The sequence below is a fragment of the Pseudomonas typographi genome (genome assembly GCF_014694385.1).
In the GTDB taxonomy this organism is placed as follows: Bacteria; Pseudomonadota; Gammaproteobacteria; order Pseudomonadales; family Pseudomonadaceae; genus Aquipseudomonas; species Aquipseudomonas typographi.
Genome location: NZ_JAAOCA010000014.1, coordinates 35,669 through 51,382 on the forward strand (window position 1 = coordinate 35,669; position 15,714 = coordinate 51,382).

Consider the following 15,714-nt stretch of genomic DNA (forward strand, 5'->3'; position numbering starts at 1 on the left):
GCCCTAACCCCCCGGCACGGCCAGGTATTGCTCCACCAACCCAGTGGAGAGCAGCGCCCAACCGTCCAGCGCCACGAACAGCACGAGTTTGATCGGCACGGAGATGATCACCGGGCTCATCATCATCATGCCCAGCGCCAGCAAGATGCTGGAAATGACCAAATCGACCACTACGAACGGTAAGTAGAGATAAAAACCGATTTTGAACGCGGCCTTGATTTCGCTGAGCGCGTAAGCGGGCAACAAGGCAAACAACGAAGGCTCCAGCACCTCTAAGGCCTCGCTGGGCGCAGCGGCGTTCGGGTCGTCCTGGTGCGCCTGCGCATGTTGCGCCCGCTCGAAAAATCCAGCCAACTCCGGGTCGGTGTACCGTGCCAAATAGGCCTTGTAACCGTCCAAGCCGCCTTCGGCGAACTCCACCACCGACTCCAAGCTTGCGAAATCGACCCGGTGCTCCTGCTGGTAGTCATACAGCTGCTGCAAAATCGGGCTCATCACGAACATGGCCAACATCAATGCCACGGCATTGAGCACCATGTTCGACGGCACCTGCTGCAAACCCAAGGCGTTGCGCACGATCACGAACACGATGGAGAACTTCAGGTAGCAGGTGCCGGCAGCGACCAGGAAGGGGAACAGCGAAGCGACGGCCAGCAGGCCGATCATCGATACATCATTCATCGGGGGCACCGCCGTGCAGGGCGTGTATTTGGATACCCAGGCGGCCTTCGAGGCGTACCAATTCGCCTCGGCCCACCGTGCGCCCCGCCACTACCAACTCGACCCGTTCGACCGCCCCCTCGGGCAACTCGATCAGGTGCCCCGGCTCCCATTCACTCAGTTCAGCCAGCGAGAGTGGGCTGCGGTGGAGTATGAACTCCACGGTGACCTTGCAAGGGTCGAAGGCCGCTTCGTCACATTGCGGGGCGGCGGTTGGGGTTTGTAGCTGCGTCATCAGGCCCTCCTTTTCAAGGGTGAACGCGCCAATACAGCGGCCCCCCCAATACATTCGCGGTTGTAGGTGCCCGATCAGGGCGATGTCTTCGGCACGCAAGCGCGCCCATTGGCGGGCCGGCATGCGGCTAGTGCCCAGGCTTAACCGCAGCGGCTGTGCGCACTGCCGCAGCCACGTTGGCAGCGGCTGGCGGCCCTGCCCCGCATAGGCCGGCAGTTGCGTCAGCCACACAGGGCCGCTGGCGGTATGCAGCAGGGGCAACGGCTCGCGCGGCACCTGTGCGGCTGGTAGCCACTGCAGCGCTTGCAGGCTTTGGTAGTCGAGTTCGGCAAGGCCCGTTTCTACCGGCCGTGGCAGGCTGGCGAACAGCGCCAGTGACGCCTTGGCGTGGTAGCCCTGTGCAAGAAAGGCCGGCAGCGCCGGCCACTGGTGGCGCAGCCAGGGATCGCGCGCGACCATTCCGGCCCAGGGCGCCGGCCCGCCCACTGCGCGAAAGCTTAGCCAGGCATCGCCTGCCGGCGGGGCCGCCCATTCCACGTTGGTGCCTTGGCGCAGCCAGTGGCGCACCCACTGGCCGCGTCGATAAGCCTGCAGCTCAAGCGTGCGCAGCCCCAGCCCGGTCATGCCTGCGTCTCCTCGTCAGGCAGCGGGTAGCGACGCTCTTGGGGTTGCTCGTCGTCGTCCCTGGAGGGCTGTTCGCGCCCGTGCCCAGGGTGTTGCTCGTCACGCAACGACCAGTTCGCGTCGCTGGCCGGCAGGTGGTGGCGCAAGTGCTCGGCCAGTTTGGGGCTGGTGTCGATCAGCAACCCTGTGCCAATGCCGGCTGGGTCTTTGCTGATCACCAATTCGCCCGCCAGGGTGCCGTTATTGAACGGCACATGCAGGTAGCCGGCCCTGCTGTCTTTAACGGTCGGCTCGGGCACAGACGGTGCTGGCATTGCCATTGCGGCACCGCGCGGTAGGGCCGGCGCGGCAGGCGCGACCGCCAACGGCTTGGGTTCGAACCCGCCCAATGCCAGCGTACGGGGCGTGGCGTCTGCATGCGGCGCGCCGGCTTCGTCGCTAGGTGCCGGTTCGCCTTCGCCAAATGCGGGCGGCGCGGTGACCGCCACGCTCGGCAGCGGGGCCGTGGCGGGGGCCGGTATCGGTGCCGGCGCTGCCACCTGCGGCGGCGCTGGCGCTGCGATCTGTTGCGGCATTGGTGCCGCGACCTGTAGCGGCGTTAGTGCCGCGACCTGTAGCGGCATTGGTGCCGCGACCTGTAGCGGCATTGGTGCCGCGACCTGCAGCGGCGTTGGCGCCGCGACCTGCAGCGGCGTTGGCGCCACGGCCTGCCGCGGCGCTGGTTGGGTTTGCCCCGCTGCAATGGCGGCGGTACCGTTGGCGGTCGCCGTAGCGGTGGGCAGTGCAACCTTGCCCCGGGGCAAGGCAGCCATAAGGCCCGGCGTGGCGAGCTGCCCGCGTGCCACCCCTGGCTGGGCAGGCAAAGCCGGCACGGCCTGCTGGTGGTTGAACAGCGCACTGGCGGCGGGCAGCGATTGTGAAGGCCCTGCGGGATTCGGGCCGGCCGATGCGAGGCGCAGCGGGGGTAGCGGCGGGGCCAACGGTGGGAGCAGCGCCGCCAGCAACTCAGCCAGGGCAGGCATGTCCTGCACATCCGGCATCGTCTCGACCGGCGGCATCACTGGCGCGCCTTCCTCTTCAGGCGGCAGCGCCTCCAACGAGGCGGTGGGTGGCTGTATCGATAACATTATCGTGTACTCATTATCAGGTCTTCGGTTTCGATTTCTTCCAGGCGCCCTTGGCGGGCGCGCAGCCGCTGCCGCAGGCGGCCCTCGATCACGCGGTATTTCTCTTGCTTGCTGTGCAGGCGTTGCCGTTCGCGCTGTTGTTGGGCGAGCATCGCCAGGGCATGGCTGCGCTCTTGCTCGGCCCGGGCACGGTCTATCGCCAACAGGTCGATGCGCCGGCGAATCACTGCCTGCTGGCGCAGCGCGGCAAACAGTTGCCCCTGGTCGAGGGTGATGCCTTGCAGCCCGCCGCTGGCCAGCATGCTCTGCAAACCCTCGGCTTGGGCCTGCAGCGCCTGCAGTTCCTCATCCAGTGGGGCCAACTGCCGATAGGTATCGCGCAGGGCCCGCTCGGCGCCACGCAAGCGCTCGCTGCCCAGGCGCATCAAGCGGCCGACATCATTGAAGGATTTCATGCAACGCCTCCAGAGCCCGCTCGAACTTCGTTCCATCGTCTAACGCTTGCCGTTGCCATTGCTCCAGCGCCGTACGGCACTGCATGGCATGGTCGTTGGCGGGGTTCTCGCCGGGCCGGTATTCACCCAGGTCGATGAACAGTTGCAGGTCTTGCAGCCGCCCCAGCACGTCACGGGCACGGCTGGCCAGGGCGTGGGCGGCGGGGGCGGTCACCTGCGCCGCCACCCGGCTGGCGCTGCGTAACACGTCTATGGCCGGGTAGTGGCCACGCGCTGCTAGCTTGCGATCCAGGTAGATGTGCCCATCGAGGATCGAGCGGATCTCTTCGGCTATCGGGTCGGGGTCATCGTCGCTTTCGAGCAACACCGTGTAGAAGGCCGTGATGCTGCCGGTGGCGGTATTGCCGGGGCGTTCGAGCATCTTCGGCAACGCATCGAACACCGACGCCGGGTAGCCCCGCCGCGCCGGCGCCTCGCCCGCGGCCAAGGCCAGGTCGCGGCGGGCACGGGCGTACCGGGTCATCGAGTCGAGCATCAGCACCACGCGCGCGCCTTCATCGCGGAAATACTCGGCGATGGTGGTCGCCTGCAGTGCTGCATTACAGCGGTCGACCGACGACAGGTCGGAGGTGGCATAGACCACCACGCAGCGCCCGCGCTGGGGTGATGCGCGCAGGTGCTCGATGAATTCGGTCACCTCGCGGCCCCGCTCGCCGACCAGGCCGATCACGAACACGTCGGCCTGCGCGTGTTCGATCAGCATGTTCATCAACGAGGTTTTACCCGCACCCGCCGCGGCGAAAATACCGATACGCTGGCCAACGCCACAGGTCAGCAGTGCATCGACCACCCTGATGCCGGTGGGCAACACCTGGGCAATGGGTTTGCGCTGGCGGTAATCCAGTGGCGTGGCATCGACCAAGCAATCGCGGCCGTGCTCGGCTACCAGCGGTGCCAACTGCTCGACGATACGGCCGCGGGCATCCACTACACTGCCGAGCATCTGCCGGCTGCAATGCAGCGTGAGCCTGGCGCCGGTCGGCACGATCAACGACTCGCGCGACAAGCCCTGGGCCTGGCCCAGCAGGCTGAGCAGCACGGTATCGCCGCGAAACCCGATTACTTGGGCACGGGCGCAGGCCTGTTCGTCGCGCCAGTGCCTACGTATCTCGCACAGCTCGCCGCCCACGGCGTGGCGCAGCGCCGCTTCGATCAGCGGCCCGTCCAGGCGTAAAGGGTGCGCGGCCGTGCGGCCCAGCAGCGGGTCGCTCATCGGCGCAACAACTCCTGCAGCTCGTCGATACTGTGCACAAAGGCTTCGATCGCCTGAGCCATGCTTTCGGCGTCGCCGGTGCTGGCGTCACTGAGCAGCACGCGCAGCTCCAGCCAGCCGTCGATATCGGCGACTTGCAACTGTTCGGTTCGCGCCGGGCCAAAGCCATGCATGATGAAGCCCAGCAAGTGCTCGGCACTGCTCTGGAGAATGGCTGGCGTCAGCTCGGCGATGCGCGCCCAAAACCATACGCCCGTCTCTAACCCCGCGATATGCACGCTGGGTATGCCATTGAATTCCAATTCAATGGTGCTGTGGCCGTCGAAACTACCGATTTGCTGGTCGTTGCAGCCGCTGGCTTTGAGTGCGTCGCGCACCAACTGGGCGATATCGATAGGGGGCATTTCACACTCCTTACAAAGTTCTAAGTACATTGATGGACACCGTCTCGGAGACCTCGCCGTACGAGATCACGTCCAGCTCGCGGAAGCGGTGTTCTACGAATTTCTTCAGGTAACGGCGGATGTCGACCGAGCACAGCAGCACCAAGTCTTTTTGGGCCACGCTCAAGCCCTCCAGTGCCAAGGCCAGGCGGTCGAGCAGGTCGTCGGCCACGCCGGGCTCCACGTTCAGGAAGCTGCCCGCCGAGGTTTGCCGCACGCCTTTGCGCAGCGCCTCTTCGTAGTCGGGCGAAAGCATCAGCACCCGCAGCTCGTTGCCATGGGCGAACTTGTTGCTGATATAGCGCGCCAGCGAAGCACGCACGTGCTCGCACAGGGCGATGGTGTCTTTTTCCCGGCTGCCCCATTGGGCCAACGCTTCGAGAATCAACTTCATGTTGCGCACCGAAATGCGTTCGCTCAGCAGCCGCTGGAGGATTTCGCAAATCTTCTGCACCGTAGCGTGGCGGTAAACCTCCTTGACCAAATCGGGGTAACGCGCCTCGAGTTCGTCGAGCAGCGTTTTGGTTTCTTGCACGCCGAAAAACTCTTGAACGTTACGGGCCAACAACAGCACCAGGCAGCGGTAGAGTTCGTCGTAAGCCTGGCGTACCTGGTAGCCCATGGCGACCAAGGTGTCTTTGTCGGTGGCCAGGCACCAGTGGTTGGGCTGGCGATGAGTGTCCACGCCCTGGCAGATGTCGAAGTCCAACGAGTCCAGTTCCGGCGTATAAGTGACCAGGCGCAGGCGGTCGAAGAAAATATCGAACTGGTCGGCGCGCACTTCGTTGATCAATACCGCGACTTGCCCGGCGGGCAACAGTTCGCTGGCGCGCACATGCAGCTGCGGAATGCGCACCCCGTAGTCAAGAAAGAACTGGCTGCGTAAGCGCTCGGCCACGTTGGCCTTATCCAGCGCATCGTGCTCCTTGGCCGGCACCACCAGCATCAGCGGCACGGTTTCGGTGGCCAACTCGTCTACGTTCTGCAACAACCCATCGGCCGGCTCCGGCACGGCCTGCGGGTCGCCCGCGGCGGCGCTGGGGGCGGCGGCGTTGCTGTTGCGCGAGGCGCGGTGGCGAAACCACAGCAGCGCCACCAATGCGCCGGCAATAATCGCGAACACCAGCAGTGGGAACCCTGGCAACACCCCCACGGCCAATGCCATCAGGCAGGTGACGCCGAGCACGAAGGGGTTACTGAGCATCTGCCGGACCATGTTGCGGCCCAGGTTGTCGTCGTCGCCGCTGACGCGGGTGACGATAAAACCCGCACCGATGGCAATCAGCAGGGCCGGGATCTGCGCGACCAGGCCGTCACCGATGGTGAGCAGGGTGTAGGTCGACATCGCGGTGGATACGTCCATGCCCAACTGGCCGATGCCGATGGCCATGCCACCGAGAAAGTTAACGAAGATGATGATGATCCCGGCGATCGCATCACCCTTGATGAACTTCATCGCACCGTCGAACGAGCCGTACAACTGGCTTTCCCGCTCCAGGATACTGCGCTTCTCGCCGGCTTGTTGAGCATCGATGGCGCCGGCCTTGAGGTCGCCGTCGATGCTCATCTGCTTGCCTGGCATGCCGTCTAGGGAGAACCGCGCCGCCACTTCCGCGACCCGTTCCGAGCCTTTGGTGATCACGATGAACTGCACGATGGTGACGATAGAAAACACCACGAAGCCCACCACCAGGCTTTCGCCGATCACGAATTCACCGAACGAGGCGATGATGTCGCCAGCGTCGGCTTGCGTGAGGATCAGGCGGCTGGTACTGATCGACAGCGCCAGGCGAAACAGCGTAGTGATCAGCAACAGCGCCGGGAACGAGGAGAAATCCAGAATGCGAGAAATATAGAAAGATCCCATGAACACCAGGATGGCGATCACGATGTTCAAGGCGATCAGGAAGTCCACCAGTTGCGTGGGCAACGGGATGATCAGCATGGCGATGATCAAGACCATCAGCGTCAGGATGATCAGCTCCGGGCGCGAGGTGGCGCTGCGTAGAAGAGTGTTGAACATGCTTAGTTTCCAGGGCCCTTGAGCGTTTGGTAACGATGGGTGGCGGCGTGCCGGTCGATGGATTCCTGGCGGTGTACGGTGCTGGCAAGGTCGGAAAATTGTTCAGCAACGCGGCTGAGCGCCTCGTCATCGCCAAACAACCCTGGCGGCAAACTGCAGGCCGCGGCCCGCACGTACTGCAAGGCCGCGCCACGGTCCCTGGCCTCGGCCAAGAGCAGGCTCTGGCCGAAGACCTCGCCCAGCAATTGCGTCACCTCATCCGGGTAGCGCAACAGGCCCAACATGAACACGAGCCAATCCGCTTCTTTAGCGTTGTATTGGCGTACCGGGGCCTGGCCTAACAGGTACGTCACAAAGTTGAGGTCTGCCGAGCGCAATTGCTTGATTTCACCCAAGCGGCTCATCAATGGCCCGAACTCCAAGCGCGAGCAACTGGGGTCGACCGCATCGATATCGGTCAGCAAGGCCGTTTCGACGAAATCCAGGATGTTGCCGCGGTGTTCTTCGCCGTACAGCGCGATCCAGTCTTCATAACAGCCGACCGGGTCGTCGTCCGACTCGAGAAACGCCCGATACGTCTCGCGCATCAGTGCAGCGCGCAAACGCAAGCGCTTGCCGAACAACCGCGCCTTAAGCGCTACGTTGATACCAGCCTTCAGCCGCTTGGGCGCTGCCTGGGCCAGCACGGCCACGAGCAACGCATTGAGCCGCTGTTGCGTGGCCTGGGGCATGTTGCCGCGCTGCAGCAATTCCTTGAGCACCAGCACCAAATCGCTTTCATCGGGGAACTGCTGGCGGGCCTGCTGTAGCAACCACTCGATGGTGCGCCCTGTTTGCCCGGCCAGCTTGAGCACCTGCATCGCTTTGGGTACCGCGTTGTCTTCAAGCACGCGCTCGAAGGCGTCGCCCAGCGTCTCGAGTTTGTCGCCAAGGTCTGCACGCCGGCGAAACTGCGCACGCAGCGAGGCAGCCATTTCATCGCTGCTCTGCGCAAACTGCGCGACCAGGGCCGCCGGTGCGCGGTCATCGTCCGGCCCGTCCAGTTGGCCCTGCTGAAGTTGCTGCTCTTTGGCAGTCAGCTCAGGGGCCTTGAAGCTTGCCGGCCGCGGGGGGGTGAAGATACCTCCGACGATTGCCATCTCAGCGCTCCAGCGAGCGGTAAACCGCTTTCTCCTGCTCGCTCAGCGTGCGTTCATCGAACACCTCGCTGGCCAAGCGATCGGCGTCATCGGCCAAGGGCCCGTGAATTTCCCGGGGCTGAATCAGGAACACGCGCGCGGTATTGGCGCGGTGGGTTTGCTTGTAGCTGAACAGCCGGCCTACAAACGGAATGTGCCCAAGCACGGGGATACGGCGCGTTTGTTGGCTGGTTTCGTCGCGGGTGAAGCCACCCACCAGCAGGCTTTTGCCGTGCGGCACCCGCGCCACGGTACTGATGCGCGTGCGGCCGACGGTGGGCAGCAGGTTGGCGTCTTGGTCGTCTTGGTTGCTACGCGGGTTGTCGACTTCACTGCCATCTTCGATGTTCAGCACCATTTCGATGTCGTTGGCCGCGCCGATACGCGGCAACACGCTGACCAGCGTGCCGTAGGTGACTTGCTGCAGGTCTACCGCGCGTTCACCCACCAAGGGCGCATAGAAGGTACGGTTGTTATCGAAAATCGCCGGTACGTTTTCCTGGGTCAATACCACCGGGCGCGACACCACCCGAGCACGGTCTTGTTGCTCCAGTGCCGACACCGCGGCGAGAAACGACACCGCGTCCTGGGTGCTGACCGAACCGCGGTTCAACGACACCTCGAATTGGCTGCCCACCCGCACCCCGCCTTGCCAGTTCACGCCGAGTTGGTTGAGGTCATCCTGCAGCAGGTCGACGATCCAGACCGACAGCTCGACGTGGCGCTTGGACTCATCCAGCGCGGCCACCAAGTTTTCGATGAAGCGCACCTGCTCGGGCAAACCTTTGACCAGCAGGCTGTTGGTGTCTGGGTAAGCAACGATGCGGATATTACCGGCGCCCAAGTCGCGCGCCATTGCCCTGGCTGTTGTGGCGGTAGCGCCCGCGTCGGGGGCGTTTTCACCAGGAAACGGCGGCATCGACAGCGGGCGCTCGCCACCGGCCACACGGTTGACCTGCACATCGACCCCGCGCTGCTCGCCACTGAGTAGTTGCTCGATCACGGTGGCCATGCCCGGTACGAGAATTTTTTCTTCGCGCATCTCGTACTGGCGGTCGCCCACGAAAGTGTTGCGCAGTTGGATTACGCCAATACGCTGCTGCCCCAGTTGCAGGTCGGCGCTCTGGCTGTCCATGAACGCCGCCGCCTGGCTGACCAGGTCGACGTAAATGGGCGGCCCAGCCACATACAGTGTGCGCTGGCCATCGGTGCGCAGCGGGTAACGCGCATCGAGCAGCCCCGAGCGACGCAAGAACGATTCCAGTTTGGCCACGGTGATGGTGTTGAGTGAAATCACCGCCCGCTTGGCCTCAGCCGCTTCGTACAGGTAAATCGACTGGCCATCGCTGTACCAGATCAAGCCCATTTGGCGGCTGATGCGCTCCAGGGTTTTCTGCGGCTCGCTCAGGGCGAAGTTACCGGTCACCGTGCGTTTGGCCGCGGTTTTGCTCACGATGATGGGCTTGCCAAGCGGCGCTGAGAGCATTTCGAAAAAGCCGCGCAGGCTCTCTTGGCGCGCCACATACCCTTCTGCCCCCTGGGTGGGCTGGGCGGCCATCAGAGGCGCAGGCGTGAAGATGCCCATTACAAGGGCCAACAGGCAGTACCGGATCGTAATCATCATTTACTCACTTGCTGGATAAACGGGTGATATCGCTCAAGCGACTGGGCACCACGCCCACCAGCTCTCTGATTTCCTTTGAAAAATGCGACGAAGAGGCATAGCCCAGTTCCAGGGCCACCTCCGTTAGGGAGGTGGCCCCCTGGGCGAGGGTGAGCAACGCGCGGGCGGTACGCCATTCGCGCAGTTCGGTTTTCACGGTGCCTCCGATCGCGGTGCGGCATAGCCTGCGAAAATGCGACACCGACACGCCGTAGCGCCGCGCTAGCACGTTTAGTTTTTCTTGGGCATTGCGGCTGTCGCTGAGGAACGCCACCAAGCGGTAGCTCTCGGTGTTGCGCAAGGCTTGGGCGAAGGCTGCATAGTCACCACCCCCCTCGACAGCCTTGGCCAGGTACCAGCGGGTGAGCCCATCGCCGCCTTGCTCAGGTACGTGCTCGCCCCATAAGCCGAAGGAGGGCTGGTTGCCTTCAGGATGGCAGGGCAGCGGCAGCCCTTGGTCGATAAAAAATTGCAGTTTGGCCAGCCCTGCGTTTGCCAAGGGCTGCACCCATGCATCGCCCTGCGCCACATAGAGCTGCGGGTGCATCACCAGCAGCCCCCGTGCGCCCGCAGGCGCCTGCCACTGCCGGCCACTGGCACGGCAGCCCAAGCGCAACGGCGCCTGGGTTGTGCTGGCCAGCACAACGTGGTCCGCATGGGCGGCCGCCATGCAGCAATGTGCGAGCGTTGTGGTAGGAAGGCAGATACTGCTTGCCATGGGGTTGGCCCATTCGTGAACGTGGGCCAGGATGATCAACTGTCCTTGGGCGGCAATCCTGATGGAAACTTGATGGCTTTCACCTCGGCTGCATGCGCCGAGGAGCGGCGCTGGCAAACGATACAAGAGGACTTGCTAGGTGCTACCTGCGCCACGACAACTTCAATGTCGTCCTCACCCTCTTCGAGGGTTACTAACTGGGTGGAACAGCGTCGCGGCAAATGGGGCAGTGGCGAGAGCGAGTCGATCCCTTGGTTGATTGAAACGAGTTCCCGCTTGGTATTGCGTGCTGGGCCGTCCGTTTGCGGGGCACAAAATCCGTTGCAGGGGGATGGGGGAAAACGAAGCATGGTGTTGAGCGTTCCTTTGCTAACCAAGGCGCAGGCTAGGTGGGGAAATTGGCCCCACGCTATCAAAAAGCGACCTTTGGGCGGGTCCAGCCTTTGGGTGCTCCGCCCTTCGCTGGGCGAGTAAGCGGTTTGCAGAAGCCTCACAGCCGGGCCCGTTGATGGCCCTGCATGTGTGCCTATCAATACCTTTTATCGTCTACCTATGGTGGTTTACTGGACCGGACAGGATCCATAGCTGGGTCATCTGCTCATCCAAGGCATCCAGCAAAACCGTGAGGCTCGCGCGGCGCAAGCATATTGATACAAAACGGCCTGGCCCCATGAGCGCTATCTGCAAGCGCAAAACGCGCGCCAACACAAGTATTAGCCCACACCCATAATAACCATGGCATTGAATCGCTATGCTCGCTCGATTGACCAGTACACTTTGCCAGTCAGCGCCCCGTATCAGCCAGGTTCGCGAGCGGCTAAGTGTCTTCAGGCTTTCTAAGCTGTTCAAGGCCCGGAATACCAGTGCTCGATTCCAACCGCCTAATCAACCCCTCATCACATTGCCGCCCGTTCATAAGGAGCGCTTGATACGCCTATTCAACGAGCTCGACGCTGATAAAGCCCGCGTTATTTTGGAGCCCCGCTCCATCAACGGAAGTGCCTGGCAGCAACTTATGAAGTCCCCCCGGGTATGCACAACTTTACGTGAAAGTTTGCATGCGCAGGTTGAGCGTTTTGGCGAAGGTTACCTGTTCACGCAGCTACAGGCTGCCCGCAAGCGGTATGCGTTACCACCCGCGGGCGTGATTACCTCGCTTGACTCGCTCATCAACAGCTTGGACGACAGAGGCGCGCACCTGTTCAACTATCACCCGGTGAATATCAAGGCAATCGAAGCGCAGCTTTTGGCACGCCTAGAACGTCTGCCGCGCACGGAAATTAACACCCGACTAATAGAGGCGTTAAACGCGCAACCGGGCATTACTGGCCCATTGTTCACAGCACGCCATCAATCGGCGCTTTTATCCCCGACACAGGCCCCCAAATCTTACAGCGCAACGTCATTGCCGGATGCTTGGCCGATACCCGCTACGCCCGATTGCCCGCTGGCTCCTGACGCCAGCCGAAATGTCGCGAAGTACACCCCGACGCCAGAGCCCGCCGAAGACGAAGACGAAGCATTCGGCTCAGTTTTACCTGTGGCTGATCAGGAGAATGAAAGCCAGCCGCCAAGCGTGCCGACGGCATTAGCCACCGGTGCCGCGTTGGCAGTGGCCAAGGCGGCACGGCAGATCGTCGAACTAGATTTGTTTTACGATCACCGCAACCAGCAAATCGCGACAGCCCAGCTTCAGGTTGCACTAAAACGCCTAGGACAAGCTTCCGCCCTAAGCCTGCCAAAATCATCGGCTGAAAGCCAAGCCTTGCAAGACAGCATTGAGCTGTATCGTCTCATTCTCACATTGATGAAAAGCTCGAGGCCCGAAAACCTGCGTGAGTTGGTCGCGTCCGTGGGCCCAAACGCGACACGCATGCTGAAACCGGATTGGCCGGCGACCATACACTTTGCAATGATTACCAAACAATGCACACGGCCCCAACAAACATACGAGCGGTTGCGCTGCCTGAGCCAAAGGTTGGGTAACGACGCGACACTGCAACTGCTTGCCGATGGCTACCGCGCCAGCACCCGTTAGCCATGAACGCTGGCGGCGCAGATCGTGTCCCGGGAAGTGGTGTAACTGAACCAACCGAACGCGCCCTGCGGGCGAAAGAGGAGGGTCATCGTGGTTCTTGGCTACTGTTGAGTTTGCGAAGACCAAACACTCACCAGAGAAACCACGATGACCAAGCCCACTATCGCATTGACCGAGTTGGTCAAGGCCATGGGCATGACTGGCATCTCGAAAAGCCAGGTATCCAGACTCGCGGGCGAGATCGATGAGCGCGTCAATGCGTTCCTGGATCGACCACTTGAAGGCGACTGGCCGTACCTCTGGATCGACGCTACCTACGTTAAAGTGCGGGAGGCAGGCCGCATCGTTTCGGTCGCGGTCATAATCGCCGTGGCCGTGAGCACCAATGGCGGACGGGAAATTCTGGGCATGCGGGTTGGCCCTTCCGAAGCTGAGCCGTTCTGGACGGACTTCCTGCGCAGCCTGATGCGCCGTGGCTTGCGCGGGGTAAAGCTGGTGATCTCTGACGCTCACGAAGGCCTCAAGGCAGCTGTCGCCAAGGTCTTCCACGCGACTTGGCAGCGCTGCCGCGTGCATTTCATGCGCAATGCGATGGCCCACGTCGGCAAGGGCCAGCGCAGCATGGTGGCGGCGTTACTGCGCACAGTCTTTGCTTAGGACAGTCGCGCTGATGCCATCAACAATGGCGTCTGTTGGCCGATCAGTTACGCGAGAAGTATCCGAAAATCGCGGCGCTAATGGACGGTTGCGAAGATGAAGTGTTGGCGCATATGGCCTTCCCGGAGGCTCACCGTCAGCAACTGCACAGCACAAGCCCGCTGGAACGGCTGAACGCCGAGATCAAGCGGCGCACCGATGTCGTGGGTATCTTTCCTAACGATCCGGCGATCACCAGGCTGGTGGGTGCGATGTTGCTGGAGCAGAACGACGAATGGTGCCTGCAAAGGCGCTACATGCAGTTGGAAGCCTTCGAGGCAGCCAGCGATAATCCGTAGGCCAAGCTGTCGGCCGTGATCAACTAAACGGCAAGCTCAATGGCCAAGGCCATGATGAGTTACACCACCTCCTGGTATGGCGTTTCAGGAGTTCACGCGTCAATTCGCGTGTGAATCGCCAGGTATAAACAACCTGCACGGTACCGGCAAGATTATTCCGCCACTGGCCTGGCACCCTAGCGTGATGCCGCCGCAATTGAAGGGCTAAGATTAGTCCCAAATGCCTATCTATGGCCAATGGGCGATTTTTTATTGCCGTGAGCCCCTTAACCGTTGAAGCTACCATTTTGAAAACACACTACAGGTAACTTTCATAATGCATATAACTGTCTCGCCCTCGCCGGCACATGCGTTTGCGCCGATCGCCGAAACGCAACCCCACGTCGATCAGGCCCCATCCACCGCACTCACTGGGGCAAGCCAAAGCGCTGCAACATTTAGACCACTTCTAAAACACCGCGAACGGTCCTCATCTGACCGTATAAAAAAGCTGGAACGCCAGGCGCTGATCGAACTGCGGCGTGCAACCAACAATACTCCGGCGCTAGGGTATAGCGACGAGTCCCTCCGAAGCGCTATCGTAGCGCTGGCCACAGAAGATGCAGAACTCAATGGTATATTTTCGGAACTACAGCGGCTCACGCAAAGCGAACAAGCCCGTGATGACGTGGTGAACATTCTTCGAAAAAGCACTGATCAAGACTCTATCATCATTAATACGATCACGGAGGTACAATTGGGCAAAGGTACAGCAAGGCTACTGGCCCTCAAGCAAGGTCTCAATATTCCGCCCGGGCGTGCGCGGCATTCCAGCCTTTACAAAGCTGTAAGCGCTTTATCTCCAGCCGACCGTGAAAAACTCAAGCAAGCCATATCGATTTTGCTTGGCAGGCCATGACGATTGGCCGCGAATAAGAAGTCCATCATAATTTCGCTTTTCCGAATAACTTAAGTTACCGCTCACTGAATCCCGCCGAGAGTCCAATATAAAAAATGCGTATAATAAAGCCTGTAACAATAGCCAACACCTCGTTCGATCACGAAAAGGTGTCGCAGGGCGTATCGCTACGGCTGGTGAACGGCGGTGTTTCTCCTACCCAAAAGCCACACATCTATCCGCCGTCGTCTACATCGGCAGCGCCTGCATCCCAAAAGCAGGAAGACAGGGCGGCCGAAGCAGTGTGCACGCGGTTATTCCAATTTCTAGACGACTATTCAGATGCAACGCTGGAACCTCGGTACTCATGGTTGCATAATGATTACCTCTTACGTACCGCCGGAACTACGCCGCCTGTAGCCCTAGGGCCACCATCCGCGGAGCTGCCCGGGGTGAAGTCGCCACGCTTGCGTATTCCGTGACGTCCCGAGAAGCAAGCCCACGATCATCTATAGGCCGCAAAAACGGAATCCATTGCGTGAACGATCAATCCTTCAAACTTATAAAACTACCAAAATGGACCTGGTCACATCTCACCTTCTTCACCAGCCACCAACCTAATAGCCATCTATTTAAAGCCTTCGCCGTTAAAATTATCTAACAGAAGTCCATTATAGTTTTCGTCCTGACGCCGCTACTCGATACCATACCTAATCCAACAAGCATGAATGCCCGTGCCCTGCAGCCAACGGCGATCGTTTTTTAGAAGCGCGTTACTGGAGGCTGCCGTAAAACGCCCCTGCGCCGAGCGGGCTACCTCGCCGGGCCCCTTTTCGAACCAGCAAGGATTCTCGCCATGCCTATAATGCAAGCCACATGCAACATTCAGCCTCATACAGCTGGCCACAAGAGCGCAATTAATTGTTACGAGTACCAGTCTGCTGTTACCCGTTTCCCTAGGCTCGACCTACAAATCGAGCCGCAGGTGCTCAGAGTGCACAGAACCGCAAACCATCCGGCTAACTTGGAGTCCATGATCGACCCCAAAAATCCCTCAACCGAGCCACCGCAGCGTGACAAAAGAGTACAACTTAGCGATCGGCTCAAGGTTCAGGAAAAATATAGCCAGGCGCTGCTTAACGCTAGAGAACCTAAATTATTAGGCTGGCGCGTGGATGCGTTTTTCTGTACTAGCGAAACCCTTTCACCCAGCGTCCCATCTCCTCTTCCAGCCAAAGTACTCGCGGTTGAAAAGATCTTAAAAAACCCAACAATTCTTCATTCTTTGTGAGCTGTCGGTGTAGGTGTTGATCGTCAACCAGTGAGACGTTTTACCGGGTTCGCG

The 15,714-nt window shown here is 60.9% G+C and carries 13 protein-coding genes and 1 pseudogene; 4 read left to right on the plus strand and 10 right to left on the minus strand.

Annotation, left to right across the window (positions count from 1 at the left end; genetic code table 11):
- Positions 1-3: 3 nt before the first annotated feature.
- From HAQ05_RS12520 to HAQ05_RS12570, 10 genes are read right to left on the minus strand one after another with little or no spacing between them, the layout of a single operon-like run.
- Complete coding sequence (locus tag HAQ05_RS12520) at positions 4-681, minus strand: EscR/YscR/HrcR family type III secretion system export apparatus protein (RefSeq protein ID WP_190421027.1); 678 nt, start codon at positions 679-681, stop codon at positions 4-6.
- Positions 674-1,579 carry a FliM/FliN family flagellar motor switch protein gene (locus HAQ05_RS12525; protein ID WP_190421029.1) on the minus strand — a complete coding sequence of 302 codons (906 nt, stop codon included), beginning with the start codon at positions 1,577-1,579 and terminating at the stop codon, positions 674-676. The genes HAQ05_RS12520 and HAQ05_RS12525 overlap by 8 nt, the downstream gene beginning before the upstream one ends.
- Entirely contained in the window at positions 1,576-2,706 is a 1,131-nt protein-coding gene (locus tag HAQ05_RS28675) for a hypothetical protein (protein WP_238935120.1), read from the minus strand. The genes HAQ05_RS12525 and HAQ05_RS28675 overlap by 4 nt, the downstream gene beginning before the upstream one ends.
- A complete protein-coding gene (locus HAQ05_RS12540; protein ID WP_190421035.1) occupies positions 2,706-3,161 on the minus strand; it encodes a type III secretion protein in 456 nt (151 codons plus the stop codon). The genes HAQ05_RS28675 and HAQ05_RS12540 overlap by 1 nt, the downstream gene beginning before the upstream one ends.
- On the minus strand, positions 3,145-4,434 hold the full coding sequence (gene sctN, locus HAQ05_RS12545; RefSeq protein ID WP_190421037.1) for a type III secretion system ATPase SctN: 1,290 nt from the start codon (positions 4,432-4,434) through the stop codon (positions 3,145-3,147). Before sctN ends, HAQ05_RS12540 begins: the two co-directional genes overlap by 17 nt.
- Positions 4,431-4,838, minus strand: coding sequence for an InvB/SpaK family type III secretion system chaperone (locus HAQ05_RS12550; RefSeq protein ID WP_190421039.1), 408 nt, complete (start codon positions 4,836-4,838; stop codon positions 4,431-4,433). The genes sctN and HAQ05_RS12550 overlap by 4 nt, the downstream gene beginning before the upstream one ends.
- Before the next feature lie 10 nt (positions 4,839-4,848).
- Positions 4,849-6,900 carry an EscV/YscV/HrcV family type III secretion system export apparatus protein gene (locus HAQ05_RS12555; RefSeq protein ID WP_190421041.1) on the minus strand — a complete coding sequence of 684 codons (2,052 nt, stop codon included), beginning with the start codon at positions 6,898-6,900 and terminating at the stop codon, positions 4,849-4,851.
- 2 nt (positions 6,901-6,902) lie between these two features.
- Positions 6,903-8,039, minus strand: a complete 1,137-nt coding sequence (gene sctW / locus HAQ05_RS12560) for a type III secretion system gatekeeper subunit SctW (RefSeq protein WP_190421043.1) — start codon at positions 8,037-8,039, stop codon at positions 6,903-6,905.
- A gap of 1 nt (position 8,040) precedes the next feature.
- On the minus strand, positions 8,041-9,702 hold the full coding sequence (sctC, locus tag HAQ05_RS12565) for a type III secretion system outer membrane ring subunit SctC (RefSeq protein ID WP_420825772.1): 1,662 nt from the start codon (positions 9,700-9,702) through the stop codon (positions 8,041-8,043).
- 4 nt (positions 9,703-9,706) lie between these two features.
- Positions 9,707-10,384 (minus strand): helix-turn-helix domain-containing protein, encoded by a 678-nt coding sequence (locus tag HAQ05_RS12570; protein ID WP_338050208.1) that lies wholly within the window; start codon positions 10,382-10,384, stop codon positions 9,707-9,709.
- 826 nt (positions 10,385-11,210) lie between these two features.
- On the opposite strand from HAQ05_RS12570, the gene HAQ05_RS12575 reads away from it, so the two are divergent.
- From HAQ05_RS12575 to HAQ05_RS12590, 4 genes and pseudogenes are all read left to right on the plus strand, one after another.
- Complete coding sequence (locus tag HAQ05_RS12575) at positions 11,211-12,497, plus strand: hypothetical protein (RefSeq protein ID WP_190421045.1); 1,287 nt, start codon at positions 11,211-11,213, stop codon at positions 12,495-12,497.
- 159 nt (positions 12,498-12,656) lie between these two features.
- A pseudogene (locus HAQ05_RS12580) lies at positions 12,657-13,492 on the plus strand (IS256 family transposase); the annotation flags it as partial.
- A 316-nt stretch (positions 13,493-13,808) separates the two neighbouring features.
- Positions 13,809-14,390: a hypothetical protein gene (locus HAQ05_RS12585; RefSeq protein WP_190421047.1), complete on the plus strand. Its 582-nt coding sequence runs from the start codon at positions 13,809-13,811 to the stop codon at positions 14,388-14,390.
- A gap of 1,012 nt (positions 14,391-15,402) precedes the next feature.
- On the plus strand, positions 15,403-15,660 hold the full coding sequence (locus HAQ05_RS12590; RefSeq protein ID WP_190421049.1) for a hypothetical protein: 258 nt from the start codon (positions 15,403-15,405) through the stop codon (positions 15,658-15,660).
- The last annotated feature ends 54 nt before the right edge of the window (positions 15,661-15,714 follow it).